Below are 24,028 nucleotides of genomic sequence, written 5' to 3' on the forward strand. Positions count from 1 at the left end.
TCTACCTCCGTATTAGTGAGTTGTTTTTGCTGAAAGGGCTGGGTGAATAATGCCAACCATCAATGCCCCTAAGAACATCATGATGCCGGCAATGACCAGCATGCCTGGCATGGATTTACCGATTAATGGGAACAATCCAAAACTGGCAACGGATGCGATTATCTGTGGCAGACAAATTCCACAGTTAAATAATCCCAGGTAGGCACCCTCATTTTCACCATTGAGTGATTCAGTAAAAAGTGATAATGATTCTGTTTGCATCGTTAAGTAGCTCATACCAATTAGGGCGAACGGTAGGATGAGCATCATCTGTGAGTGAATGAAAAAGACCCAGATAAAGCCAATTCCACCCATGATCAGACCAACTCTGAACCAAAGCTTCCGTTGCGTTGGCTTGGTGTGCGAAAGAACTGCAAATCCCCAGATAACTGCAGCTAGAGATTCAACTGTCGTCATCATGCCAAACCAGTTCCCAGTTGCTTGATACCGAGCTGATGCGGGGTTGCTGGTGTTCCAAACGTTTTGAGCGATTGCACCGGTTCCGTAAGTCCAGAGGTATTGAAATGCAAACCAGTCAAATAGTTGAACGGCAGACACCTCCCAAAAAGAACGGGGAGCCTTTTTCAATAATGTCCATAAGCTTGCGTGCTTAGCGGGCTTTTTATTGCTGATCCCGTGATATTGAGCATAAGCAATTGGGTCATATTCGTGGACCGACCAGATTGTGTAAGCTGAGGTTGCCAGCAAAACTCCCGCGCCGATATAAAAGGCTAATTTGACCGACAGTGGAACTTCCCCTTTAGGTGCAACGTTGGAAACACCAATCCATGTTAGCAAAAAAGGAAAGAGGGTTGCAACCACTCCGCCGAGGTTGGAGAATGACTGCTGCCATGACCAGGCTTTGTCCTTTTGGTCTTCATTCACCATATCGCCAATGATCATCTTAAATGGCTGCATGCAGACATTTGAAGATAGGTCCATGAATAAAATGGTGATGGCACCGAACAGCAGTGCTGCAATGGATGCGTAGCCAAATCCGAATGAGCCGGCGTTGGGCAATAGGATCATCACCAAAGCGGCAATTGGGGCACCGACCATTAGGTATGGCATTCGGCGACCAAATCGATTCCAAGTCAGATCTGAATACTTACCCATTAATGGCTGAACAACCATTCCCGCTAACGGCGGAAGAATGAAGAAAAATCCGAGCTTGGTTGGATCCGCACCGATCGTTTGAAAAATTCGCCCCATTTGTGAAGACTGAAGTGAAAAGGCCATGTTAACCCCGAAAAAACCAAATGTCATCGCAAAGATGGTTGCTAACTTCAGCGTCGGCAGACCCTGATGTTTGGGGGCTGCCTCCTCAGTTGGTGTGGTGATGACTTTACCAATTTGTTCCTTTGCAATCATGAAAATTCCTCCCTTAAGAAATCAAATTTGGTTTCTGATTCAACTTGGCCAATTCATATATTGAAAAAGAAAACGTTTACATTGATGATAGTAACATCATTTACAAGCGCTTGCAATACTTTTAAAACAATATCACAAACGTTTGTGTAAATGGGTGTCAAATCCCTTGTGGTATAATGAATGACAGATTATGAGGGAACTATTTTGTCATGAAGAGGTGTGCCTATGGCAGCGACCATTAAAGATATTGCCAAAATGGCTGGAGTTTCTCCGGCCACAGTCTCACGGGTTTTGTCGAATCAACGTGAGTTTTATTCAGAGAAGACTGCTAAGAAAGTTAGGGATGCGGCGAAACAATTGGGGTATCAGCGCAACACGAGTGCCGTTGAACTGGTTACCAGGAAGAGTCGGGTGATTGCGGTGCTGGTCAGTTCGACTCAAACGAACTTTTCCAACCCAATCCTAAACGGGATTCAGCAGCAGGCCGAAGCCCACAATTTAAGCGTCATGATTATTTTTGCCGGTGAGAACAAACCTGAAATGCAGGAAAAGGCGCTGCAAACAGTTATCGAGCGCTCGGTAATGGGGATTTTGCTGGTGGCCGTTGACCTGGATCCCACAAATAACGCTTTACTTGAGAGTGCCAACATTCCGTTTATTTTTATTTCAATGACGATGAAAAACGCCAACTTTCCATTTATTTCATCAAATGATTTTGATATTGGCTATCAAGCGACCAAATATTTGATAAAAAAAGGCCATACCAAAATTGGTTTTGCAGGAACGGATCTGAATTCGTTTGTCGGCAATCTTCGGTTTGAAGGTTACCGGGATGCCATGCGTGATAATCAGTTGGCCCGAAAAGCCGAATGGGTCTGTGGTGGCCACTTTACCTATGAGGATGGCCTCAAGGCAATGAGGCAATATGGTCAAAAAACCGAGCTGACCGCTGTGATTGCATCCAGTGATTTGGTGGGGATTGGTATTTTAAACCAGGCGAACCAATATGGCATCCGGGTGCCCGGCAATCTTGCCATTTTGACAGTTGACGGGACTCAACTGTGTGATATTGTGCGGCCAAAGCTATCCAGTGTTACCCAATCGTTTTTTGAGATGGGTGTTAAAGGGATGGATATGCTGGTAAGCGAATCAATCAAGGAGTTTTATTCGATGTATACGCCAATTAACATCGTCGAACGTGAAAGTGTTTAGGAGGCAATCAGAATGAAGGCAATCGTATTACGTCACCCGGGTGGACCTTCCGCCTTATCATATGAAGATGTGCCGACTCCCAAAGTGAGGGATGGTTGGACATTGTTGAAAGTTAAAGGATTTGGCATTAACCGTTCGGAAATTTTCACTCGGAATGGCTGGTCGCCATCAGTTAAACTGCCCAGAATTCTCGGGATTGAGTGTGTGGGCGAAGTTGTCGAAACCACCGATTCCGATCACTTATTGAAAGGGCAAATTGTGGTCTCTGTGATGGGTGGAATGGGCAGAGTGTTTAACGGCAGTTATGCTGAATACGTACTGCTCTCCAACAAGCAGATTTACTCGGTTAACACGAAACTTACGATTTCAGATTTAACTGCGGTTCCCGAAACTTACGGAACGGCTTACGGATCACTCCTAAAGCTACAATTGGATGATGCCGACTCCTTACTCATCCGTGGGGCAACGAGTGGCGTTGGTGTAGCGGCTGCTAAGTTGGCCCGGGCCATGGTGCCTTCAATCAAGCTGGTTGGGTCAACCAGGCATTTGGAGAAGGCCGATGAATTGAAATCGGTTGGCTTTGATGAAGTCGTTTTGGATCAGGACAACCAACTACAGACTGGGGATCAGAAGTTTGACCGGATCCTGGAACTGGTTGGTGCACTTACATTACCCAACTCAATGAAATTTATTCAACCAAATGGGATCACTTGTGTCACCGGTGAGTTGGGCGGTGTCTGGGACTTAACCCACTTTGAACCAATTTCTCAACTGAATGGTGGTTACTTAACGAGTTTTGAATCTGGCGCTCTTGACCAGCGAATGTTTGACGATCTGTTTGATATCATTAACAGCAGTCACATAGATGTCGCACCAACCAAGGTGTTTGATTTGAAGCATACCGCTGACGCTCAAGCATACCTGGACAGCCATGACAGCTTTGGTAAGGTGGTTGTCTTATCGTGAAAGATTTCAAACATTAAAAATAAAGAGAAAAAATGAGCTGGAAACCAATTGTGATTTCCAGCTCATTTTTGATACCTGATTAATTTTCCTTGTCTAATGATTCTTCTTTTGCGGCTTCTGCTTGGCTTTCGCGATACTTCTTAGTTTCATAATAAAATACCGGAATACCGACGGCCACGAAGATAAAGGAAGTTAACACCCCTGGAAGGTCAGACATAATTTCGCTGACGATAACGAAGAGTGAACCACCAATTGCCAGGATTGGCGTAATTGGGAATAGTGGGGTGGAGAATACCCGATGCTGGTTTGGATTGCGTTTTCTTAAGAGAAAGACGCCAACAAAGGCCATCACATAGAAGCAGTAAACAGTGAAGATACATAATTCTGAAAGGCGATCAGCGTTGGAAAAGATGATCATAACTGTCACAATCAGTAACTCGGCAACCGTTGAGAAAATTGGCGTATGTGACTTTGGATGCAAGTACGACAAAGTCTTTGAGAATGGCAGCTGACCACGCTTAGCCATTGCATACATAATCCGCGGGAAGGTCATGATTTTCCCGTTCATACAGCCAACGATGGAGATGATAATCCCAATACTCAAAATTTTACCGCCAACTTGTCCAAATGCCTGATTGGCAATGTAAGGAATGGCACTCGTACCCAAGCGGTGAATCTGTTCAGCGGGCACTGAGCGATAAACGCCATAGGAAACCAGCAGGTAAATGGCTAACACTGCCAAGATCCCAAATGTAATGGCTTGCGGCAGTAATTTCCGAGGATTCTTGATTTCACCGCCCAAGTTGGCAACCAGGATCCAACCGTCGAAGGCAAATAACGTTGCTAAGATCGCAACTCCGAAGTTACCGGCTGACTGGTGAACGTGGACCAGGCTCTGGCCAAAGGCATTTTCCTTACCAAAGAAAAGGCCAAAGATAATTAATGCAGCAACCGGAACCAACTTACAGATCGTGGTAATAATAGCAAACGTTGCCCCGTAGCGGTTTGAGAATAAATTTAAAATACCAACTAATACGATTGTTCCAATTGCCAGAATGGCATTGTACTTACTTGGAAAGCCAAAGAAATCCGACAATAGAATGGCTAGGTAAGCACCCAGTGAGGCGATCATTGCCGGGCCGTAAATAATAATCTGCATCCAGCCGGACAAAAATCCCCAAAGTTTGCCGTAAATTCGTTCCATATAAACGTAAAGACCACCAGTTTCAGGCATTTGCGAAGCAATTTCGGCGATTGTCAACCCGGCAGTAATGGTTAAAATACCACCTGCCAGCCAGGCAAATAACGCCATTGACGTTGAGCCGGCATCGTCTAGGACGGCAGACTGACGAACAAAGACACCGGCACCAATAATCGTTCCAATCACAAGGGCTAACGCTGACCAGAGGCCGAGGTCACGATCCAGCGTTACTTCTTTCTGTTCTTTCATGGGCTTTTCCTCTCTTTTTATCAAAAAAATATGAAACAAGCAGTGACACAATCGTGCCGCTATTCTGTGGTTAACACGTACTTTTCAAAGCGTTTGGCATCAACATCATTTAATTCCGCGGTAATCACCGTGCCATCATCTTGATAATCGGTTTTTTCAATGTTGGTGTTTTCATTCAAATAAGAAACGACATCGCCGTCACTAAACGGAATTAGCAACGTCAATTGATGGTAATTTTTGAAGATCTTTTCTTTGATCATGGTCGTTAGCTCTTGGAGCGAGCTTTGATCCATTGCCGACATAATCAAGTTGTCACCTTCGCGAGATGGGAAGGAAACTTCCATCTTATCGGCTTTGTTGAGAGCAACGATCATTGGGATGCCGTTGACGCCGATTTCATCCAGGGTGTCTTCGGTGGTCTTCATCATCAATTCACGATGAGGATCGGAATAATCAACGACTTGAATGAGCAGGTCGGCATTGGCAGCTTCTGACAAGGTCGACTTGAAGGCTTGAACCAATTGGTGAGGCAATTGACTCACAAACCCGACGGTGTCACTTAATAAGAAACGTTTCTGATCCGGTAAGGTCAGTTTGCGAACCGAAGTGTCCAAGGTGGCAAACAACATATTTTTAACCATCACCTGTTTGTCTTCGTTCTCGCCAAATAGGTTAATCATGCCGTTCATGACAGTTGATTTGCCCGCATTGGTGTACCCAACCAAAGCAACCGTTGGCATCTCGCTGCGATCTCTTTGCTTACGCTTTGTTTGATCTGCCTTAGCGGTTTCTTTGAGTTCCTGATTGACGTGGGTAATCCGCTTCTCAAGGGTTCGACGGTTTAATTCGTATTGTGATTCACCGGCACCACGGTTGGTGGCACCACCGGCACCGCTGCTGGTACCAGTCTGCTGATCCAAACGTTGACTGGCACTGGTATGCAAACGCGGCAGCTGATATTTTAATTTAGCTAATTCAACTTGAAGTTTGGCTTCGCGGGATTGTGCCCGGTTAGCAAAAATTTCTAGAATCAGCCCAGTTCGATCAATGATTCGAGAATGGGTGTTTTTCTCAATGTTCCGGATTTGGCTAGGGGATAGTTCGTCGTTAACTACGATGGTATCAACACCATCATCAATTACGACTTGAGTCAATTCCTCAATCTTGCCCTTGCCAAAGTAGGTGGCAGGATCCGGCCGGTCTAATTTTTGAACCAAGGTTTCAACAACCCGCATATTATTGGCCTCAGCCAAATTATTCAATTCCGTCATTGAATACTCGAAGCTGCTGGTATTGCGGTTCAATCCAATCGTGACAACCGGAGTTAAAGTTTCTTGTAAATCCATGTAATGCCTCCTAATAAATTATGTGTTCAAGTATAACACACAAATGTAAATAAATAGTGGACAAAGTGCAGTTGGCTTTTTGTCTTGGAAACAAACGCTCAGCAAATATTAAACTGATCGGTAACTTCTATTATTTAAAACTCATCTTTTAAAGCAGCAATCTCATGCTGGGTGATGAAATCCTTGACCTGGCGGAAATGAAATAATATTAAAATGATATTGATTTTAATGAAATTTTAACCTAAAATGAATGAGTTCACAGATAATACATAAGACAAGAAGGGAAGTTTCATATTTATAAGGACTAAAGCGTTGTTAAAGATCGCCGGAGTTGGGTTACTCACGGCTGTTGTATTGGCTGGGTGTGGTAGTAAATCTTCTGATTCAGGTGCCAAGAAGCAATCGGCTAACTGGATGGTTGCCGCTAACATCAATACGATGGACGTGTCAAAAATGACTGACTTGATTTCCAGCCAAAATGTTAATGCGACTAATGAAGGCCTTTTGAAAATGACCACCGGCAATGCAGTTGTGCCTGGGGTTGCGAAGAACTACACGGTATCAAAGGACGGCAAGACGTGGACCTTTAATCTCCGTCATTCGAAGTGGAATGACGGCACGCCGGTTACCGCCAAAGACTTTGTCTATTCATGGCAGCGGACGGTTAATCCAAAGACGGCTTCACAATATGCCTACATTTTTACCAACATCGAAAATGCCGACAAGATTAATGCTGGTAAGCTGTCACCATCCAAGTTGGGAGCGAAAGCTGAGGGTGACTACAAACTGGTTGTTCATTTGATCAAGCCACAAAGTTACTTCAAATTCATGGTTTCTCAAAGCTACTACTTCCCTGAAGAAATTTCCAAGGTGAAAAAATATGGTTCATCGTATGGTACCGACGCCCAAAAGAACGGCTACAATGGCCCATTCGTGCTGAAGGGTTGGAACGGAACTAACGATACTTGGAAACTCGTAAAGAATCCGAAGTACTGGAATGCCAAGGCGATTAAGCTGGATACCTTGAACATGCAGGCAATTAAGGATCCTAACACCGCTTTGAATGGTTATCAAAGTGGCAAGCTTGATTTCACCACTTTAAGTGGGACTCAGGTTAAACAGTACAAGAACGATAAGAACTATCATTTGTACAAGCAAGCCTCAATCTACTACCTGGAAATGAACGAAAAGAAGTTCCCAATGTTTAAGAATAAAAACATCCGTAAAGCTTTCTCATTGGCAATCGATAAGAAACAACTCGCCAATAAAGTCCTCGCTGATGGCTCACAGGCACCCAAGGGATTTGTTGCCGACGATATGTCTCAACGTAATGGTAAGGACTTTGCCGATGAATCATACGTTAAGGGTGCAGTTGCATACAACTTGAATGAAGCCAAGAAATACTGGGCTAAGGGCCTTCAAGAAACTGGCAAAAAGTCAGTTAACCTGACGCTGCTTTCCGATGATACTGACGTTGCCAAACGCTCAACTGAATTTGTTCAAAGCCAGTTGACCAAGTTACCTGGTGTTAAGATCACCAACCAAAACGTTCCTTATAAGACGCGTCTTTCACGTTCTGCCAGCGGTCAGTTTGATTTAGTGATTACCGCTTGGAACGCTGATTACCCTGATCCAAGTAACTTTTTGGACATCTTAACTTCTAAGAACAGTTACAACAATGGTAAGTGGAGCAACGCCAAGTATGATGCTTTGGTTAAGAAGTCAGAAGGTGCCGACGCTGCTAATGAAGGTGCCCGTTGGAACGATATGGTTCAAGCCGAAAAAGTACTGATGAACGATCAAGGGATTGTGCCACTGTATCAACCGGCAATATCAACTTTGATGAAGCCAAAGATTCACGGTGTTCAATTCTTCCCAACTGCCCCACAGTGGGATTGGAGCAAAATTAGTGTTAAATAATCCTAAATGATTCGAGAAGAAGACTCACTGACAATTCGGTGGGTCTTCTTTATGCATCAAAATATGCATATCAAACTCTGAGAGCGGCTGCTAATATAGTGAGCAATACATTGATTCCTGATGTGAATCGGTTTACTTGTGGTTCGAATATTTGCAGGGAATGGTCCGGATATATTGTCAAAAAGCATTTGACCAATAAAATTCTTTGGACGATTTAAACGTGAATAATCGTTCGTAAGTACTGATGGTTAAACAATCCATCGTTCACAATTAACCAACCATACCAATTTGATTCTGACTAAATGAGTTAAATGATTCAATAGTGTTTGCTTTTAATCAAATTTTAATTTAAAACAGGGTCATTACAAGATATGTATTTCATATATGAGAAGGGAAGTATCGCAACATGAAAATTAATTCATTAGCGAAACTCGGTGGGGTAGCTCTGGTTACCGGTCTTATCCTTGCTGGGTGTGGAAGTAAATCTTCACAATCAAAGAAACAAGAAATTAGCTGGATGACACCATCACCAATTGCCACGATGGATACGTCAAAAATGACTGATTTGTATTCGGCACAGGTTGCCAATGGTACCAACGAAGGACTTCTTCGGATGGCCAAGAATAATAAAGTTGATCCAGGAGTTGCCAAGAGTTACACGACTTCAAAAGACGGCTTAACTTGGACCTTTAACCTCCGTCATTCAAAGTGGAATGATGGAACACCGGTTACTGCTAAAGATTTTGTCTATTCCTGGCAGCGGACAGTTAGTCCAAAGACGGCTTCGCAATATGCCTACATATTTGCCAACATTAAGAATGCAGACAAGATCAATAATGGAAAAATGTCACCTTCAAAGTTAGGTGTTAAGGCAGAAGGTAACTATAAGTTTGTTGTTTCACTTGTTAAACCACAAAGTTACTTTAAGTTCATGGTTACGCAGCCAGAATTCTTCCCTCAGAATTCTAAGACAGTGGCTAAGTACGGCAGCAGTTATGCAACCAGTGCAGCAAAGGATACTTATAATGGCCCATTTGTATTGAAGGGTTGGAATGGGACTAATGATACCTGGACGTTGACCAAGAACAAGAACTATTGGAATGCCAAGAGTGTCAAGATTAAAGATGTTAAGTTCCAAGCTGTTAAGACACCTTCAACTGCTTTGAATAGTTATAACAGCGGTAAGCTTGATTTCACAACGTTAAGTGGTACTTTAGCTGCTAATAACAAGAAGAACAAAGACTATGTTGTCTTCCCAGAAGCTTCAACTTCATATATGGAATTTAACACTAAGAAGATCCCGGCTTTGAGAAATGCTAATATCCGTAAGGCAATGTCATTAGCCATTGATAAGAAACAAATGGTTAATAAAGTTATGCAGGGCGGTGACATTACGCCTAAGGGCTTTGTCCCAGCTGACATGGCTAAGCATAATGGTCAAGACTTTGCTAAGCAGTCATACGTCAAAGCAGGAACTGATTACAATTTGGCTGAAGCCAAGACCTTATTCGCAAAAGGTATGAAACAGGTTGGTAAGAAGTCATTGAGTTTGACACTGCTGGGTGCTGACGATGATGATACCAAACGTGCATCAGAGTTTGTTCAAAGTCAATTGACCAAGTTGCCTGGTTTGAAGATTACCACTCAAAACATTCCACTTAAGTCAAAATTAACTCGTGCCCAAAATCAACAATTTGACCTGGTTCTTTCTGCATGGATTGCCGATTATCCAGATCCAAGCAACTTTTTGGACTTGATGACTTCTGACAACCCTCAAAATGATGGTAAATGGTCAAACAAGCAGTATGATGCTTTGATCAAGAAATCTGAATCAACCGATGCCAACAATGAAACTGCTCGTTGGAATGACATGGTTCAAGCAGAAAAGATTCTTATGAATCAACAAGGAATCGCGCCATTGTATCAACAAGGCCAAGCCGCATTACTGAAATCTTCTGTTAAGGGTGTTCAACCTTTCCCAACTTCACCACAATATGATTGGGCTAAGGCTTACGTTAAGTAATTATTAAATGAACAGTTCGATGTATTTGAGGCTGGTTATTGAAATCCGGCCTCTTTTACATTAATATGGAGTTTATGAAAAAATAGTGACAACATAATTAGAAATGAGAGGAACACTTATGGCAAAATACTTGGGAAAACGAATATTTTACATTATTCTGACCTTGTTTATCGTCAGTACGATCACCTTTTTCTTGATGAAATTAATGCCTGGTACTCCATTGACTAACCAAGCCAAATTGACACCGACACAGATTCATCAAATTTATAAACAGTATGGGCTGGACAAACCTGTTTGGCAGCAGTACCTGGTTTATCTGGGTGGCATCATTCATGGTAATTTCGGGACTTCCTTCCAATTCAGTAACCAGCCGGTTTCATACTTGATTTCCAGTCGACTGGGACCATCTCTGATTATTGGTGGCCAAGGAATGGTACTGGGTGTTCTTGCAGGACTGGTTGTTGGTGCCGTTGGTGCTATCAAAGCCAACACTTGGGTTGATACTTCAGCCACCATCATTTCAATTCTGTTCATCTCAATTCCTTCATTCGTTTTGGCAGTTCTTTTGCAGTACTACCTAGGATTGAAATTGAGACTGTTCCCAATTGCTGACTGGGGTGGATTTATGTATACCGTCCTGCCAACCTTGGCACTGGCCGCGTCGCCATTAGCTGAAACCGCCCGATTTATGCGGACGGAAATGGTGGACGTGTTGAGTTCAGACTATATTGAACTGGCAAAAGCCAAGGGCCTCAACAAAGTCGGCATTATTTATCACCATGCACTACGGAATAGTTTGATTCCCGTTGTCACAATCATTGGGCCTTTAGCTGTTAATATCATGACCGGTTCAATGGTTGTTGAAAACATCTTCTCAATTCCCGGAATTGGTGAACAATTCGTTAAGTCGATTTTGACTAACGATTATCCAACCATCATGGGGCTGACAATTGTCTATAGTGCGATGCTTTGTGTTGTGCTGTTGATTACTGATATCGTTTATGGATTGATTGATCCACGAATCAGAATTAATAAGTAGGAGGGAGAATAATAATGGCAGACAATGCAAAACAAACTTCAGCTGACGATTTCACACCGATTGCCGGTGCCGATCGTGCCAAACTGGACGACGAAAAAATCGCAACGCCATCTTTAACTTTCTTACAAGACTCGTGGCGTCGATTACGTAAAAATAAAGCAGCAATGATTGCACTGGGACTTCTTATCATTTTATTTATCCTTGCCTTTGGATCTCACTTTTTTGAAACGCACAATCCAAACGCAACCAATCCAAACTTTGCCAATTTACCGCCAAAGATCCCTGGAATTGATATTAATGGCCTCAATGGGACTCTTGACCAATCGGGTGAACGGGTGAATGCCTATGCCCAGGCGCATGCCGGCAATAACTGGTACCTGTTAGGAACTGATTACCTTGGCCGTGACTTGTTCTCCAGAATCTTATACGGAACCCGAATTTCGCTTGAAATTGCCTTGATTGCCAGTTTCTTTGACTTGGCATTCGGTGTTGTTTACGGCATCACCTCAGGTTGGATTGGCGGCCGAGTTGATACCTTGATGCAACGAATTATTGAAATCATGTTGTCAATTCCTAACCTGGTTGTCATGGTTCTGTTGATCCTGGTATTGAAACCAGGAATGACGGCGATCATTCTGTCAATTGCGATTACCAGTTGGATTAACATGGCTCGGCTGGTCCGAGCCCAGACGCTGGAGTTGAAGAACCAGGAATTTATCCTGGCGGCTCGAACGCTGGGTGAAAGTTCTTGGAAGATTGCCTTTAAGCATTTATTACCCAACTTGAGTAGTGTCATCATCATTAACTTGATGTTCACCATCCCAACAGCAATCTTCTTTGAGGCCTTCCTGTCCTACATCGGAATTGGTATTAGTGCGCCACAAGCTTCACTTGGTACTTTGATTAACGATGGGCAGAAGAACTTCCAATTCTTGCCTTATCAGATGTGGTATCCAGCAATCGTTCTTTCAGTCTTAATGATTGCATTTAATATCTTGGGTGATGGGCTTCGTGATGCCCTTGATCCAAAGAGTAGAGAGTAGGTGTTTTGAGATGGAAAACGAAAAAGATGTTCTTGAGGTCAGAAATCTCAAAATCAACTTCAATACTTATGCCGGTACTGTTCAAGCGATTCGAGATGTCAGCTTTGACCTGAGAAAAGGGGAGACTTTGGCAATTGTTGGGGAATCCGGTTCAGGCAAGACGGTTACAACAAGAAGCATTATGGGATTAAATTCGCCTAACGCTGTGATTGATAGCGGAACAATTATGTTTAAAGGTCAAGATTTGCTGAAAAAGTCACGTAAACAAATGGACCAAATTCGTGGACGAGACATTGCTGAAATCTTCCAGGATCCAATGACTTCCCTTGACCCAACGATGAAGATTGGTAAGCAGATTGCCGAACCCCTGATTATCCACAAGGGGATGAAGCGTGAAAAAGCTTATGCCCAAGCATTGGAAATGATGAAGTTAGTCGGAATTGAAAATGCTGAACAGCGGATTAACAACTATCCTCACCAATTTTCAGGCGGGATGAGGCAGCGGATCGTGATCGCGATTGCGTTGGTTAACTACCCTGAAATTCTCATTGCTGATGAGCCAACGACTGCACTGGATGTAACGATTCAAGCTCAGATTCTGGACTTGATGAAGGAACTCCAGGCGAAGACCAACACTTCCATTATTTTCATTACCCATGATTTGGGCGTGGTTGCCGGGATGGCCGATCGAGTTGCCGTTATGTACGCCGGTAAGATTGTTGAATATGGGACGGTTGATGAAATCTTCTATAATCCAAAACATCCATATACTTGGGGACTTTTAAACTCCATGCCAACGATGGATACCGGTGGGACCGAATTGCCATCAATTCCAGGAACCCCACCAGATTTGTTGGATCCACCAGTCGGGGATGCCTTCGCTGCCCGAAACAAATATGCCCTAAAAATTGACACAGAAAAGCAGCCGCCGTTCTTCAAGGTGTCGGATACCCATTACGCTGCCACTTGGCTGCTGGATAAACGGGCGCCTAAAGTGACCCCGCCTGAACCGATCATCGAACGTCAAAAGCATTACGCTGAACTTGTTCATCAAGAAATTGATAAGAGCAAGGGAAATCATGTTGAAGAACAGGAGGAACAACTGTGATTGATTACTCAGAAGAAAACAAAATATTGCAAGTTGAACACCTGAAACAATACTTCAACATTGGCAAACCTAACGAAGTCCGCGCCGTCGATGACATTACTTTTGACGTGTATCGTGGTGAAACCTTTGGCTTGGTTGGTGAATCCGGTTCCGGGAAGACCACCACTGGCCGTGCCATTATTCATTTGTACGAACCAACCTCTGGTAAAATTATTTTTGATGGTCAAGATGTTTCCAAACTTGATTCTAAGAGCCAGAAGCAGAAGTTCCGCCGAGATATGCAGATGATCTTCCAAGATCCGTATGCGTCGCTGAACCCTCGGATGAAAGTGAAGGATATCGTTGCCGAAGGGATTGACATTAATCATTTAGCGAAAGATGATGCTGACCGCTCCAAGCAAGTTGAAGATTTGTTAGAGACCGCTGGTTTGAATAAAGATCACTCCAGCCGTTATCCTCATGAATTTTCCGGCGGGCAGCGGCAACGAATTGGGATTGCCAGAGCGCTGGCCGTTCAGCCGCAATTCATCATTGCCGATGAACCAATCTCCGCATTGGACGTTTCCATTCAAGCTCAAGTGGTTAATTTGCTGAAGAAATTGCAGCGTGAACGGAACCTGACTTATCTGTTTATTGCCCATGACCTTTCGATGGTTAAATACATTTCGGATCGAATCGGCGTGATGCACTATGGCCGAATGCTGGAAATTGCCAGTTCTGATGAGATTTATGCTCATCCACTGCATGACTATACCGCCAGCCTTTTGTCAGCCGTACCAGTTCCGGATCCTGAATACGAACGGGCGCGGGTCCAAATTCCCTATGATGCTAGCCAGGAATTTGACGGTAAGGAACGTTCATTAGTTGAAATTGTGCCCCATCACTGGGTTCGTGCCAGTGAGGATGAAATTCCAATGTATCAAAAACGAGCACGGGAAGATTCACGATTGAAACAATAATTTAATTCAGTATTAAAAGACAACGGTCTCAAAGAGGGTGAAATTCACGCTTCTGTTTGGGGCCGTTTTTGAATTTGCTGATATTTTTGTTACAGTTATAATAGTTGAAGGGCAATCTTTGATCAAAGGAGTGGACTAAAAGTGACAGAATTAGAAAAATTAGATGCTGGTGAACCCTCCTATTTCCTAGATGATGGGGTTGCCGCCAGAAAAGCCAGAGCCGCCAAGTTATGCCAAGAATTTAATTCGATTCCAGCGACTGAGCCGGATAAGCAGACCGCTAAAATTAAGCAGATTTTTGGCAAAACCGGTGAGCGGGTGTCCGTTCAGGCAACTTTTAATTGTGATAACGGCAAAAATATTTCGGTTGGTGAGGATTTTTTGAGTAACTACAATCTCACTATTCTGGATATCGCCCCCGTCACAATCGGCCATAACGTCATGATTGGACCAAACGTTGATATCTATACGGTCAATCACCCAGTTGATGCCGTACAAAGGCGAAAGTATATGGCTCAGGGGTTCCCAGTCAAGATTGGTAACGATGTTTGGATTGGTGGCAAGGCATCGATTATGCCTGGTGTCACGATTGGCAGTAACGTTGTGATTGCCGGCGGCGCTGTGGTTACCAGTGATGTTCCGGATAACGCAATGGTTGGTGGGGTTCCGGCAAAATTAATTAAAAAGCTGCCACCAATTAACGAGGATTAAGTAGTTAACAATTAAGTCATTACTAAGATGCAAAAGACGCTTGCCTTAAAGTTCACTTCAAGGTTTATGATTGAAAACTGTAATGAGGTGAGCAGATGAAAATTAATGAAGTTTCTAAAAAGTTTAACGTGACATCCGATACGCTGCGTTATTGGGAGCGGGTTGGTGCCATTCCCCGTGTTTCCAGAGACCAAGCCGGTTATCGAAACTATGATGAAGAGGATCTGAACTGGGTCTCGTTTGCGATTTGTATGAGGGATGCGGGCGTCAGTGTGGAATATTTGATCGATTATATTTCCCTGTTTAAGCAGGGGAAGCAAACTGTTCAAGCGAGGAAAGACCTTTTGAACGAGCAGCTGGAGTCGGTGAGTGAACGCCTGGCTAAAATGCAGGCCTCTTATGATAAGCTGAAATACAAAGTTGATCATTATGAACATATTGATAAGGATTATCAAGGTAAAATGGCGAGTATTAATTAGCAGTGCTGCTGTCTACAGCCAAAAAAGTACCCATTCCCGATTGAGGAGTGGGTACTTTTTGGGCTCTTTAAAACTAATTTAAGATGGTACCGTTATCCGCCGTAACTATTGGAAACAACCGCCCAGTCACCTGTCGTTGCGTCCATCTGTTCTAGAGCACCGTTAGCAGTGACCCGGAAGCTGGCGACTTGCGGATTAGTGCCGGTGTCAACGCCACTCTTCTTGAATGCTTGAGAGTTGTGATTTTCCATCACATTAACGTACAGCTGACCATTTCTCATTTGCGGCATGTAGGTAAAGTCGGTTGAATTGACGGCCATATTTGGATATTTAGACTTCACGTAAGGCCAAATCCAATTAACCACCTGTTGATCGGTGAGGTGGTTGGTGGTTGGGGCCGCTGGAGTGGCAGTGGAGCCGCTGGTTGTCGAAGCTGACTGTGAGCTGGCAGTCGTCGAGCTGGTAGCGGGTTGGGTGGTGGCTGATTTGGTCAACGTTAGACTGCCTGACGTCAGCCCAGTCACTTCAATTTGATTATTGCCTTGGGCATTGATGCTGTACACGATTGGTGTTTGATCAGTACCGTAAGCTTTTAAAACATAAGTGTCATCGCCGGTCTGCTTATAGGAAACGTTGCTGGTTTTAGCAATTGTGTCTGAGTTATACAACCGGTGGTTAGTGTCATATTCATTGGTGAAGCTGCTCATGGCGGTACTGGTAATGTTCAAAAATTGCTTGGTATAGGGCAGCTTTTGCGCGTCACTAACTGAATTACTAGCGAAGTCGGTTGCCCAAGTTCCTTGGACGACCTGTGGGGCACCTGCCTGCCAATTGTTTGCAGTATTGGCGTCAGCTAAGATGAAATTGCTGTTGACGTGGTGGTAACTGGCATTAACGGTATAGGCTTGGCGGCCGCCGTTAATCCAATTAAATTTGAGCGTGTAAGGTTTGCGCTGATTGCTGACCATGGAAAAGTTATAAACACCGTTTTGGTCCGTTTCGTTAAGTGATTTAATTTTACTGTCATCAATCGTTCCGTCGTCTTTAGAAGACAGCTTCCAGTACCACTGACCCTTTTGTTTATAAAATTGCGAATAGAGCTGGTTATTCGTGGTGGTCTGTGAATCTTCCGGGACTTTTGCGGTTGCTGGTGACAACAAATGATTTAATTTGGTTGTATTGGGATTGGCCGTCGTTTTATCCTGCATGTCGGCTTTTTTGTTCCCACAGCCGGTGAGAAACAAAATGCCTGCAAGCCCGATTCCGATAGCTGGCAAAATTTTTTTCATGATGTGAACCCCCTGACGCCCTTATTATAACAGACTACGGGTGGGGGTAATGGTCATATTTTCTTCAAATTTGTGTGGTTTACTAATCTTAATCACTATTTGGAGATGATTGGATGAGTCATAAGCGATTCACTGAACACCCGTACATAGCAGCTTGGCTGGTGCTTGAACTAATTTTTATCTGTTCACTTCTGGGGTGGGCGCTGGTTAGTTCGACCCAGATTGCTGACTTGGTGGTACCGACCTTTGTGATTCCGAGTGTCGTTTGTACTGCCATCAGCTTGTTGACCTGGAAAACAAAACAGTGAGGTGTATGATTTTAAGGAGACATATTCTTAGACAATGGAGTGGTAAACGATGACGTTAAAGCAGCATGAAGATTGGCTGGTCGATTTTTACAAGCGGCGGGATTGGTACAAATATTCTTCGTTCATTCGACTGAACTTTTTGACTGAGGAAGTCGGCGAACTGTCCCGGGCAATTCGAGCAATTGAAATCGGCCGCGATCATCCATGTGAACATGAAACCAAGGATGAACGCAAGGATAATCTGCATGAAGAGTTGGCAGATGTGATGGACCAGGTCCTGATTCTTTGTGACAAGTATCAGGTTGATCCGGATAGTTTGATGGCTTTTAGTGAGGCTAAATTGAAGAAGCGGTTCAACGAAAACTAGGGTCTCTCATCCAAGCTATTTATGAACCAGATCAAAAACAGCCGTGAGCAGACTTTTGCTCACGGCTGTTTGGCACTTCCTTATAAATCCTCACTGACATTATTAAAGTAGGCAACAGAGTATCCCTTGCCGTCCCAGTTAACCTTGGTGACACTGCCGTTCTTTGTCGACACGTCAACGTGAATATCACTGAACTTGGCAACCACATTTCGGATCAGGGTTCCATGGGTGGCCAACAAAATCTTGTCGCCATCCTGGGCATCAGCAACCACCTGATCAATGGCCGGTTTAAGCCGCTTCCAGAAAGCTTCACCGCTTTCGGCATCTTTATACGGATCGGCGGCCGCAATCATGTCTTCGGCCTTTTCAATCCCAAATTCGGCAATTAAGCCATGAAATGAGTTAATCCCGATGGGGCCGCCAATTGTGTGCCAGGTTTTGACGGCATCTTCGCCTTCGTAGTAACCGAAGTTCAGTTCACGAAAGGCGCCGGTGGGGACTGGCTCCTCGAGGGTACTTGGATTTTCTTTTAGGATCAGTTCACCGGTCTTAATTGCTCGTGACGTATCACTGCTATAAGCCGCATCAAATTTGATTTGAGAAAGCCGCTTTCCGGCAGCCACCGCGTCAGCAATTCCCTTATCTGTTAATGGGGAATCGATGATGCCCTGAATACGGTGATATTTGTTTAAGTATGTTTGACCATGTCTAACAAAATATAGTGAGATTGTCATGTATGTCCTCCTAAGTATACAATTATTTAAAACATCTAAATTATACCATAGTACATCGGTGAGTTGGCAAGTATACCAATTAACAAAGTTAGGCCGTTTAAGTTAAGGTTAAGCCTGAAACGATAATGTCTTTTGAATTGGTACCGTTTTTATGCTAAACTATTAAGTCAAGTTATAGGGGGTAAATAATGGCAGATAATATCAAAACACAAGAACAACACCATTTGGACCACGTCATTGATGAAATCCATATTTCCCAAAAGGACCTTGAGCAAAAGATTAAGGCTACCAAGCGGGATGTTAAAGATATTAATCGTAATTTCAACAATGATGTCCGGCTCAAAACTGAAACGTACAGCGGGATGATGGAAACTGCCATGTCGATTCGGCAGCAACAGCAAATGCTTTCTGAACGTGAAAATCGCCAGGAACATGCCGCCCGAGAACTTGGGACGCTGAACAAGCTTGAGAGAAACCCCTATTTCGCACGGATCGATTTTCGTGAAGGGGACGAAAAACGCGATGAAACCATCTATATTGGGATGGCCTCGTTTACGGATCGGCCGGATCATTACCTGATCAACGACTGGCGGGCACCAATTTCCAGTATCTACTATAATGGTGGAATTGGCGATGTCAGCTACATGACCCCTGACGGTGAACAGACGGTTGATGTCAAATTAAAGCGCCAGTTCCAAATTGAAAATTCAAAGATTAAAACCGTGTTCGATACCGAAGAAGTCGTCGGTGACCAGATGCTTTTAGATGCCCTGAGCAATCGTTCAGACACCAAGATGAAGAGTATTGTCACCACCATCCAAAAAGAACAGAACCAGATTATTCGTGACACTGATTCAGATTTACTGTTCGTCCAGGGCTCTGCGGGTTCCGGAAAGACGGCCGCAGTTTTGCAGCGAGTTGCCTTTCTGCTTTACCAGTACCGTGGCAATCTGCACTCTGGCCAAATCATCTTGTTTTCGCCGAACCAACTTTTTAATGACTATATCAACCAGGTGCTTCCTGAACTAGGTGAGCAGAACATGGTCCAGATGACTTTCTACCAATACAGTTCCCACCGTTTGCCAAGTATCCAGGTTGAAACGTTGTCAGAGCGGTTTACTGAACAGTTGGACAAGACTGCCCAAAAGCTCACTGATGTCAAAGGCAGTTTGGACTATTTCCGAGCGGTCAGTGCTTATGCCAACCATCTGAATAAGGCCGGCATGCGCTTTAGAAACCTGATGTTTAATGGTGAAGTCCTGATTCCAAAAGAAAAAATTGCCGACATCTATTATGGCTTTAACGAGAACTACAACCTCCGGAATCGCCTGGAATCGACCAAGGAAGAATTAATGAAGATTCTCAACCGTAAGATTCACGTTGAGATGCGTAAGAAGTGGGTTGAAGATGCTGTTCAAAACCTGTCTAAAGAAGAAATCCAACAGTTCCATGCCGATGAGGAAGAAGAAATTCTTAACGCCGACAAGGAATTTAAGTTTCTAGCCAGACGGATCGTGATCAAATCCTTTAGAAAAGTGCAGCGGCAAATTTCTCGCAATCACTGGTTAAGTATCAATAACCAGTTTGTCCACATGCTCAAAGAGATGCCTAAGATTCTCAACTTGGCTGATTTTGATATTTCAAATGAGCTGTGGGGTGAAGCCATTAAGGCAACTGTTGGCCGCTTAAAGAAGGGCCGATTATCATTGGCAGATGCCTCTTCTTACATTTACCTGTATGATTTGATGACCGGCAAACGGGGCGATAAGGATATCCGCTACCTCTTTATTGACGAAGTTCAGGATTATTCAGCCTTCCAGTTGGCCTTTCTGAAATTCAGCTTCCCAAGAGCCCGATTTACGCTGCTCGGTGATTTGAACCAAGCAATTTTCACTCACGAAAACAGCCGCAAGCTGCTGGGAGAACTTGGCAGCATGTTCCCAGAGGACAAGACGAGAGTGGTTCAGTTAACCAAGTCGTATCGGTCAACCGAACAGATTACCAACTTTACTAAGCATTTGTTGACGAATGGTGAAAATATCATTCCGTTCAACCGTCAAGGTGATCTACCGCATATTTATGTCAAGGACGGGATGGATGCAGCCGTTGAGCAGGTGAAGCAGCAATCCGAGTTGAACCTGGCCGACCACGAAACGACGGCTATCATCGGCAAAACATTGAAGGAATGTAAAGCGTTGAGTGGCAAGTTAGCAGAACTAGGCGTTAAATCAACTCTGATTCGAACTGAAAATCAACGTTTGGTCAAGGGCATTATCATCGTGCCATCGTACCTTGCCAAGGGGTTGGAATTCGACAGTGTTATTATGTGGGATGCCTCGAAAGCCTGCTACCCGGACGAAAGTGACCGTCAGCTTGTCTACACGATTTGTACCCGGGCAATGCACCGATTGACGGTGGTGGCCGTCAAGGCATTATCACCAATTTTTGAGACGGTGCCCAAAGATGAATACGACCTTAATTAGTCACTAATCGGATCGAAATGGTCCGATTTTTTATTATCCAATTTGCAGCTAGTGGTTGACTTAAAGCTAAAACACATCTCTGGTTCTCGGGGCAGTCTGAAAATGTTATACTTATTTGGTTGAGTAAAGAATAAGCGGAGAAAGAGCATGGATGATTTAATTAATTATTATTCATTCACCAAAGATGAGTGGAAACATTTCAATAATGAAAATGAAGTTGACCTGCCGTTGACGTCCAATGAATTGCGCCACATTAAGGCTTTCAATGACCAAATCTCGCTGCAGGACGTCGCTGACATTTATAAACCCTTGGTGCATATGATCAGACTGCAGAAGAATAATTTTGATCAGTGGCAGACCACTAAGGCGCGCTTCTTACGCAAGAAGGTGCGAACGGTACCATTTATCATTGGGATTTCCGGGAGTGTGGCGGTTGGCAAATCAACCACGGCCCGGGTGCTCGAAGAACTGCTTTCCAATTATTTTACCGGTGAGACCATCAAGTTGATTACGACGGATGGCTTCCTGTATTCGAACGCTGAGCTTAAGCAACGTGGCATCTATGACAAGAAGGGCTTTCCTGAAAGTTATGACATGCGTAAACTGATTGCATTTCTAAATGAGGTTAAATCGGGGGTTCCAGTCACTAAATCGCCGGTGTATTCACATCAAAGTTATGACATCATCCCGAATCGGTTTGAGCTGGTGGATCGCCCAGACGTTCTAATCATTGAAGGCATTAACACCCTACAGCTGCCGAGTAATGAGCAGATTTATGTGAGTGATTTTACCGATTTTTCAATCTATATGGATGCAGACGTCCATTTGATTGAGAAGTGGTACTTGGAACGCTTCGGCCGTCTGATGGATACCGCCTTCCAAGATCCTGACAACTATTACTATGATTACGCGCAGGGTGATCGCGAGGAAGCCTTTGATATGGCGCGGAAGGTCTGGGACACAATCGATCTGCCCAACCTCCGAGCAAATATCCTGCCAACTCGCTCGCGAGCTGATATGATAATGCACAAGACGGACAATCATTTAATCGATCGATTGTACCTGAGAAAATATTAATGTTTGGATTTTCAGAATCATGTTGACCAAACCTAGTTGAATCGTTTATTATTTATGTAAGAACTTTGAAAGGGTGTATGATTTGGCAAACGTTGACTTATCAAGCTTCGATAAGATTTTAGTGCTGGATTTCGGTAGTCAGTATAACCAACTGATTACAAGACGGATCCGTGATTTAGGCGTATATTCTGAGCTTAAGTCCCACGCATTGTCCGCAAAACAGATCAAAGACATGAACCCCAAGGGGATTATTTTCTCCGGAGGTCCAAATAGTGTGTACGAAGATGGCGCTTTGAAGGTTGATCCTGACATCTTTAAGCTGGGAATTCCCATTCTTGGGATTTGCTATGGCATGCAGATTATGGCATATACCCTTAATGGTGAGGTCGAGAAGGCTTCTAATTCAGAGTATGGGCATGCTGACATTCAGATTACGACTGATGACGCAGTTCTCTTCAAGGGAACCCCACGTGAACAGCCGGTTTGGATGAGTCACGGGGATTTGGTTAATGAAGTCCCTGAAGGCTTTGAGACGGTTGCGACTAGTCGTGACTGCCCAATTTCTGCCATGCAGGATGTTGATCGCAATTTGTACGGTATTCAGTTCCATGCGGAAGTTAGAAATACCAAGTATGGCAATGACATTTTGAAGAACTTTGCTTTTGATGTCTGTCATGCCGAGGCTAACTGGTCAATGGATGATTTCATTGATCTGCAGATTCAACATATCAGAGAAGAAGTTGGCGACAAAAAAGTGTTGCTGGGCCTCTCTGGTGGGGTTGATTCAAGTGTTGTCGGTGTCCTTTTGCACAAAGCAATTGGTAAGCAATTGACAAGTATTTTCGTAGACCACGGCTTGTTGCGAAAGAATGAAGCTGACCAAGTCATGGATAGTTTGGTTGGCAAATTCGGCTTGAACATTATCAAGGTGGACGCTCAGGACCGCTTCCTTTCTAAATTGAAAGGTGTCACGGATCCTGAAAAGAAGCGGAAGATCATTGGTAATGAATTCATCCAAGTGTTTAATGATGAAGCCAGCAAGCTTCACGGAATTGATTTCTTAGCACAAGGCACGTTGTATACTGACGTGGTTGAGAGTGGAACTGATACTGCTCAGACCATCAAGTCTCACCACAACGTTGGTGGACTGCCTGAAGACATGACCTTCAAGCTGATTGAACCACTGAACACCTTGTTCAAGGATGAAGCCCGGGCGATTGGTGAAAAGTTGGGAATGCCTGAAGCCCTCGTTTGGCGGCAGCCGTTCCCAGGCCCAGGTCTCGGTATTCGAGTACTTGGTGAAGTAACGCCTGAAAAGCTGCGAATTGTTCGTGACAGTGATTGGGTGTTGCGCGATGAAATTGCCAAAGCTGGTTTAGACCGCGATATTTGGCAGTACTTCACGGTTCTACCAGGCTTTAAGAGTGTCGGGGTCATGGGCGATGGTCGGACTTACGACTATACCATTGCAATTCGTGGTGTGAACTCGGTTGACGGGATGACCGCTGACTTTGCACGAATTCCATGGGACGTTTTGCAGAATATTTCCACTCGGATTGTAAACGAAGTTGATGGCATTAACCGCGTAGTGTATGACATTACGAGCAAGCCGCCGGCAACGATTGAATGGGAATAATTAATTAATAGATATTATTGAAGTCCAAAATCGAATTTCGATTTTGGACTTTTTTGGACATAGCTTGATCATTATAAGTTTTAAAAGATTTAATTATAATATCAGTGTGACGGAATTAATATCGATGCCAGAATAAATAAAAAGACCCGAATAAGGGGTCCTAATGGGATTTGTGATGATATAATTTAGCCCTTTGTTCTAATAGCAAAAAGTCCAGACACATTTGATCAAAAAAGTGACGGGTGCTTTTCGGTAAACGTGAGCGTTGCTCTTCATTAGTCCGTTTAGCATAAACACTGTTTGCACGCTTGATAATTCGATCTTCATTTTTTCGAATAAACTGTTGCTCCTTCAAAAGAAGCCCGTATTTTTGTGGCCTCAATTGTCAAATCAAGTGCAACACTAAGAATCTATTCTTAGAAGTGGTCTAGTTGCTAAGCTAGTTCAGGCATTAGATCAGCTGGACAG

At 43.8% G+C, this 24,028-nt stretch carries 20 protein-coding genes; 15 read left to right on the forward strand and 5 right to left on the reverse strand.

Translation table 11 applies throughout. The features are described from left to right. Nucleotides 1-12: 12 nt before the first annotated feature. Nucleotides 13-1,410, reverse strand: a complete 1,398-nt coding sequence (locus LPKJCM_RS06055) for an SLC45 family MFS transporter (RefSeq protein WP_087069571.1) — start codon at nucleotides 1,408-1,410, stop codon at nucleotides 13-15. 225 nt (nucleotides 1,411-1,635) lie between these two features. On the opposite strand from LPKJCM_RS06055, the gene LPKJCM_RS06060 reads away from it, so the two are divergent. Further along, on the forward strand, nucleotides 1,636-2,622 hold the full coding sequence (locus LPKJCM_RS06060) for a LacI family DNA-binding transcriptional regulator (RefSeq protein WP_057962274.1): 987 nt from the start codon (nucleotides 1,636-1,638) through the stop codon (nucleotides 2,620-2,622). 12 nt (nucleotides 2,623-2,634) lie between these two features. Continuing rightward, nucleotides 2,635-3,588, forward strand: a complete 954-nt coding sequence (locus LPKJCM_RS06065; protein WP_057962275.1) for a zinc-binding dehydrogenase — start codon at nucleotides 2,635-2,637, stop codon at nucleotides 3,586-3,588. A gap of 79 nt (nucleotides 3,589-3,667) precedes the next feature. Here the strand turns inward: LPKJCM_RS06065 and LPKJCM_RS06070 are convergent, their stop codons facing one another. After that, complete coding sequence (locus tag LPKJCM_RS06070; protein ID WP_057962276.1) at nucleotides 3,668-5,038, reverse strand: APC family permease; 1,371 nt, start codon at nucleotides 5,036-5,038, stop codon at nucleotides 3,668-3,670. Nucleotides 5,039-5,097: 59 nt separating this feature from the next. After that, nucleotides 5,098-6,384 (reverse strand): GTPase HflX, encoded by a 1,287-nt coding sequence (hflX, locus tag LPKJCM_RS06075; protein ID WP_057962277.1) that lies wholly within the window; start codon nucleotides 6,382-6,384, stop codon nucleotides 5,098-5,100. Between the two features lie 297 nt (nucleotides 6,385-6,681). Between hflX and LPKJCM_RS06080 the strand changes: the two genes are divergently transcribed. The 8 genes from LPKJCM_RS06080 to LPKJCM_RS06115 all read left to right on the forward strand — a co-directional run bounded on the left by LPKJCM_RS06080 (nucleotide 6,682) and on the right by LPKJCM_RS06115 (nucleotide 15,666). Then, nucleotides 6,682-8,304 (forward strand): peptide ABC transporter substrate-binding protein, encoded by a 1,623-nt coding sequence (locus tag LPKJCM_RS06080; protein WP_057962278.1) that lies wholly within the window; start codon nucleotides 6,682-6,684, stop codon nucleotides 8,302-8,304. Between the two features lie 406 nt (nucleotides 8,305-8,710). Continuing rightward, nucleotides 8,711-10,327: a peptide ABC transporter substrate-binding protein gene (locus tag LPKJCM_RS06085; protein WP_057962279.1), complete on the forward strand. Its 1,617-nt coding sequence runs from the start codon at nucleotides 8,711-8,713 to the stop codon at nucleotides 10,325-10,327. Nucleotides 10,328-10,445: 118 nt separating this feature from the next. Continuing rightward, entirely contained in the window at nucleotides 10,446-11,366 is a 921-nt protein-coding gene (opp3b, locus tag LPKJCM_RS06090; protein ID WP_014940412.1) for an oligopeptide ABC transporter permease, read from the forward strand. A 14-nt stretch (nucleotides 11,367-11,380) separates the two neighbouring features. Continuing rightward, the gene (locus tag LPKJCM_RS06095; RefSeq protein WP_087069572.1) at nucleotides 11,381-12,409 is read left to right on the forward strand and encodes an ABC transporter permease; all 1,029 of its coding nucleotides are present in this window, start codon (nucleotides 11,381-11,383) and stop codon (nucleotides 12,407-12,409) included. Nucleotides 12,410-12,419: 10 nt separating this feature from the next. After that, nucleotides 12,420-13,517, forward strand: a complete 1,098-nt coding sequence (locus LPKJCM_RS06100; RefSeq protein WP_057962280.1) for an ABC transporter ATP-binding protein — start codon at nucleotides 12,420-12,422, stop codon at nucleotides 13,515-13,517. Beyond that, nucleotides 13,514-14,476, forward strand: coding sequence for an ABC transporter ATP-binding protein (locus LPKJCM_RS06105; RefSeq protein WP_057962281.1), 963 nt, complete (start codon nucleotides 13,514-13,516; stop codon nucleotides 14,474-14,476). The genes LPKJCM_RS06100 and LPKJCM_RS06105 overlap by 4 nt, the downstream gene beginning before the upstream one ends. Before the next feature lie 141 nt (nucleotides 14,477-14,617). Then, complete coding sequence (locus LPKJCM_RS06110) at nucleotides 14,618-15,187, forward strand: sugar O-acetyltransferase (RefSeq protein ID WP_057962282.1); 570 nt, start codon at nucleotides 14,618-14,620, stop codon at nucleotides 15,185-15,187. A gap of 95 nt (nucleotides 15,188-15,282) precedes the next feature. Further along, on the forward strand, nucleotides 15,283-15,666 hold the full coding sequence (locus LPKJCM_RS06115) for a MerR family transcriptional regulator (protein WP_057962283.1): 384 nt from the start codon (nucleotides 15,283-15,285) through the stop codon (nucleotides 15,664-15,666). 92 nt (nucleotides 15,667-15,758) lie between these two features. On the opposite strand, the gene LPKJCM_RS06120 is transcribed toward LPKJCM_RS06115, so the two are convergent. Continuing rightward, on the reverse strand, nucleotides 15,759-16,955 hold the full coding sequence (locus tag LPKJCM_RS06120) for a hypothetical protein (protein ID WP_057962284.1): 1,197 nt from the start codon (nucleotides 16,953-16,955) through the stop codon (nucleotides 15,759-15,761). A 113-nt stretch (nucleotides 16,956-17,068) separates the two neighbouring features. On the opposite strand from LPKJCM_RS06120, the gene LPKJCM_RS06125 reads away from it, so the two are divergent. Both LPKJCM_RS06125 and LPKJCM_RS06130 read left to right on the forward strand, forming a co-directional pair. Next, the gene (locus tag LPKJCM_RS06125) at nucleotides 17,069-17,263 is read left to right on the forward strand and encodes a hypothetical protein (protein WP_057962285.1); all 195 of its coding nucleotides are present in this window, start codon (nucleotides 17,069-17,071) and stop codon (nucleotides 17,261-17,263) included. 49 nt (nucleotides 17,264-17,312) lie between these two features. Next, complete coding sequence (locus LPKJCM_RS06130) at nucleotides 17,313-17,630, forward strand: MazG nucleotide pyrophosphohydrolase domain-containing protein (protein ID WP_057962286.1); 318 nt, start codon at nucleotides 17,313-17,315, stop codon at nucleotides 17,628-17,630. An 80-nt stretch (nucleotides 17,631-17,710) separates the two neighbouring features. On the opposite strand, the gene LPKJCM_RS06135 is transcribed toward LPKJCM_RS06130, so the two are convergent. Then, complete coding sequence (locus LPKJCM_RS06135; protein WP_057962287.1) at nucleotides 17,711-18,364, reverse strand: histidine phosphatase family protein; 654 nt, start codon at nucleotides 18,362-18,364, stop codon at nucleotides 17,711-17,713. 188 nt (nucleotides 18,365-18,552) lie between these two features. Between LPKJCM_RS06135 and helD the strand changes: the two genes are divergently transcribed. From helD to guaA, 3 genes are all read left to right on the forward strand, one after another. Next, nucleotides 18,553-20,847 (forward strand): RNA polymerase recycling motor HelD, encoded by a 2,295-nt coding sequence (gene helD / locus LPKJCM_RS06140; protein WP_057962288.1) that lies wholly within the window; start codon nucleotides 18,553-18,555, stop codon nucleotides 20,845-20,847. 147 nt (nucleotides 20,848-20,994) lie between these two features. Continuing rightward, nucleotides 20,995-21,924, forward strand: a complete 930-nt coding sequence (gene coaA / locus LPKJCM_RS06145; RefSeq protein WP_057962289.1) for a type I pantothenate kinase — start codon at nucleotides 20,995-20,997, stop codon at nucleotides 21,922-21,924. Nucleotides 21,925-22,006: 82 nt separating this feature from the next. Next, complete coding sequence (gene guaA, locus LPKJCM_RS06150) at nucleotides 22,007-23,560, forward strand: glutamine-hydrolyzing GMP synthase (protein ID WP_057962290.1); 1,554 nt, start codon at nucleotides 22,007-22,009, stop codon at nucleotides 23,558-23,560. Nucleotides 23,561-24,028 lie beyond the last annotated feature (468 nt).

This window comes from Lentilactobacillus parakefiri (assembly GCF_002157585.1).
Lineage (GTDB): Bacteria > Bacillota > Bacilli > Lactobacillales > Lactobacillaceae > Lentilactobacillus > Lentilactobacillus parakefiri.

Bases quoted from the DNA above. Each gene is read 5' to 3' on its own strand.
- coaA (WP_057962289.1), top strand. From the start codon at position 20,995: ATGGATGATTTAATTAATTATTATTCATTCACCAAAGATGAGTGGAAA.
- LPKJCM_RS06060 (WP_057962274.1), top strand. From the start codon at position 1,636: ATGGCAGCGACCATTAAAGATATTGCCAAAATGGCTGGAGTTTCTCCG.
- helD (WP_057962288.1), top strand. From the start codon at position 18,553: ATGGCAGATAATATCAAAACACAAGAACAACACCATTTGGACCACGTC.
- opp3b (WP_014940412.1), top strand. From the start codon at position 10,446: ATGGCAAAATACTTGGGAAAACGAATATTTTACATTATTCTGACCTTG.
- LPKJCM_RS06115 (WP_057962283.1), top strand. From the start codon at position 15,283: ATGAAAATTAATGAAGTTTCTAAAAAGTTTAACGTGACATCCGATACG.
- LPKJCM_RS06095 (WP_087069572.1), top strand. From the start codon at position 11,381: ATGGCAGACAATGCAAAACAAACTTCAGCTGACGATTTCACACCGATT.
- LPKJCM_RS06130 (WP_057962286.1), top strand. From the start codon at position 17,313: ATGACGTTAAAGCAGCATGAAGATTGGCTGGTCGATTTTTACAAGCGG.
- LPKJCM_RS06065 (WP_057962275.1), top strand. From the start codon at position 2,635: ATGAAGGCAATCGTATTACGTCACCCGGGTGGACCTTCCGCCTTATCA.
- LPKJCM_RS06125 (WP_057962285.1), top strand. From the start codon at position 17,069: ATGAGTCATAAGCGATTCACTGAACACCCGTACATAGCAGCTTGGCTG.
- LPKJCM_RS06100 (WP_057962280.1), top strand. From the start codon at position 12,420: ATGGAAAACGAAAAAGATGTTCTTGAGGTCAGAAATCTCAAAATCAAC.
- LPKJCM_RS06070 (WP_057962276.1), bottom strand. From the start codon at position 5,038: ATGAAAGAACAGAAAGAAGTAACGCTGGATCGTGACCTCGGCCTCTGG.
- LPKJCM_RS06055 (WP_087069571.1), bottom strand. From the start codon at position 1,410: ATGATTGCAAAGGAACAAATTGGTAAAGTCATCACCACACCAACTGAG.
- LPKJCM_RS06120 (WP_057962284.1), bottom strand. From the start codon at position 16,955: ATGAAAAAAATTTTGCCAGCTATCGGAATCGGGCTTGCAGGCATTTTG.
- LPKJCM_RS06135 (WP_057962287.1), bottom strand. From the start codon at position 18,364: ATGACAATCTCACTATATTTTGTTAGACATGGTCAAACATACTTAAAC.
- LPKJCM_RS06085 (WP_057962279.1), top strand. From the start codon at position 8,711: ATGAAAATTAATTCATTAGCGAAACTCGGTGGGGTAGCTCTGGTTACC.
- hflX (WP_057962277.1), bottom strand. From the start codon at position 6,384: ATGGATTTACAAGAAACTTTAACTCCGGTTGTCACGATTGGATTGAAC.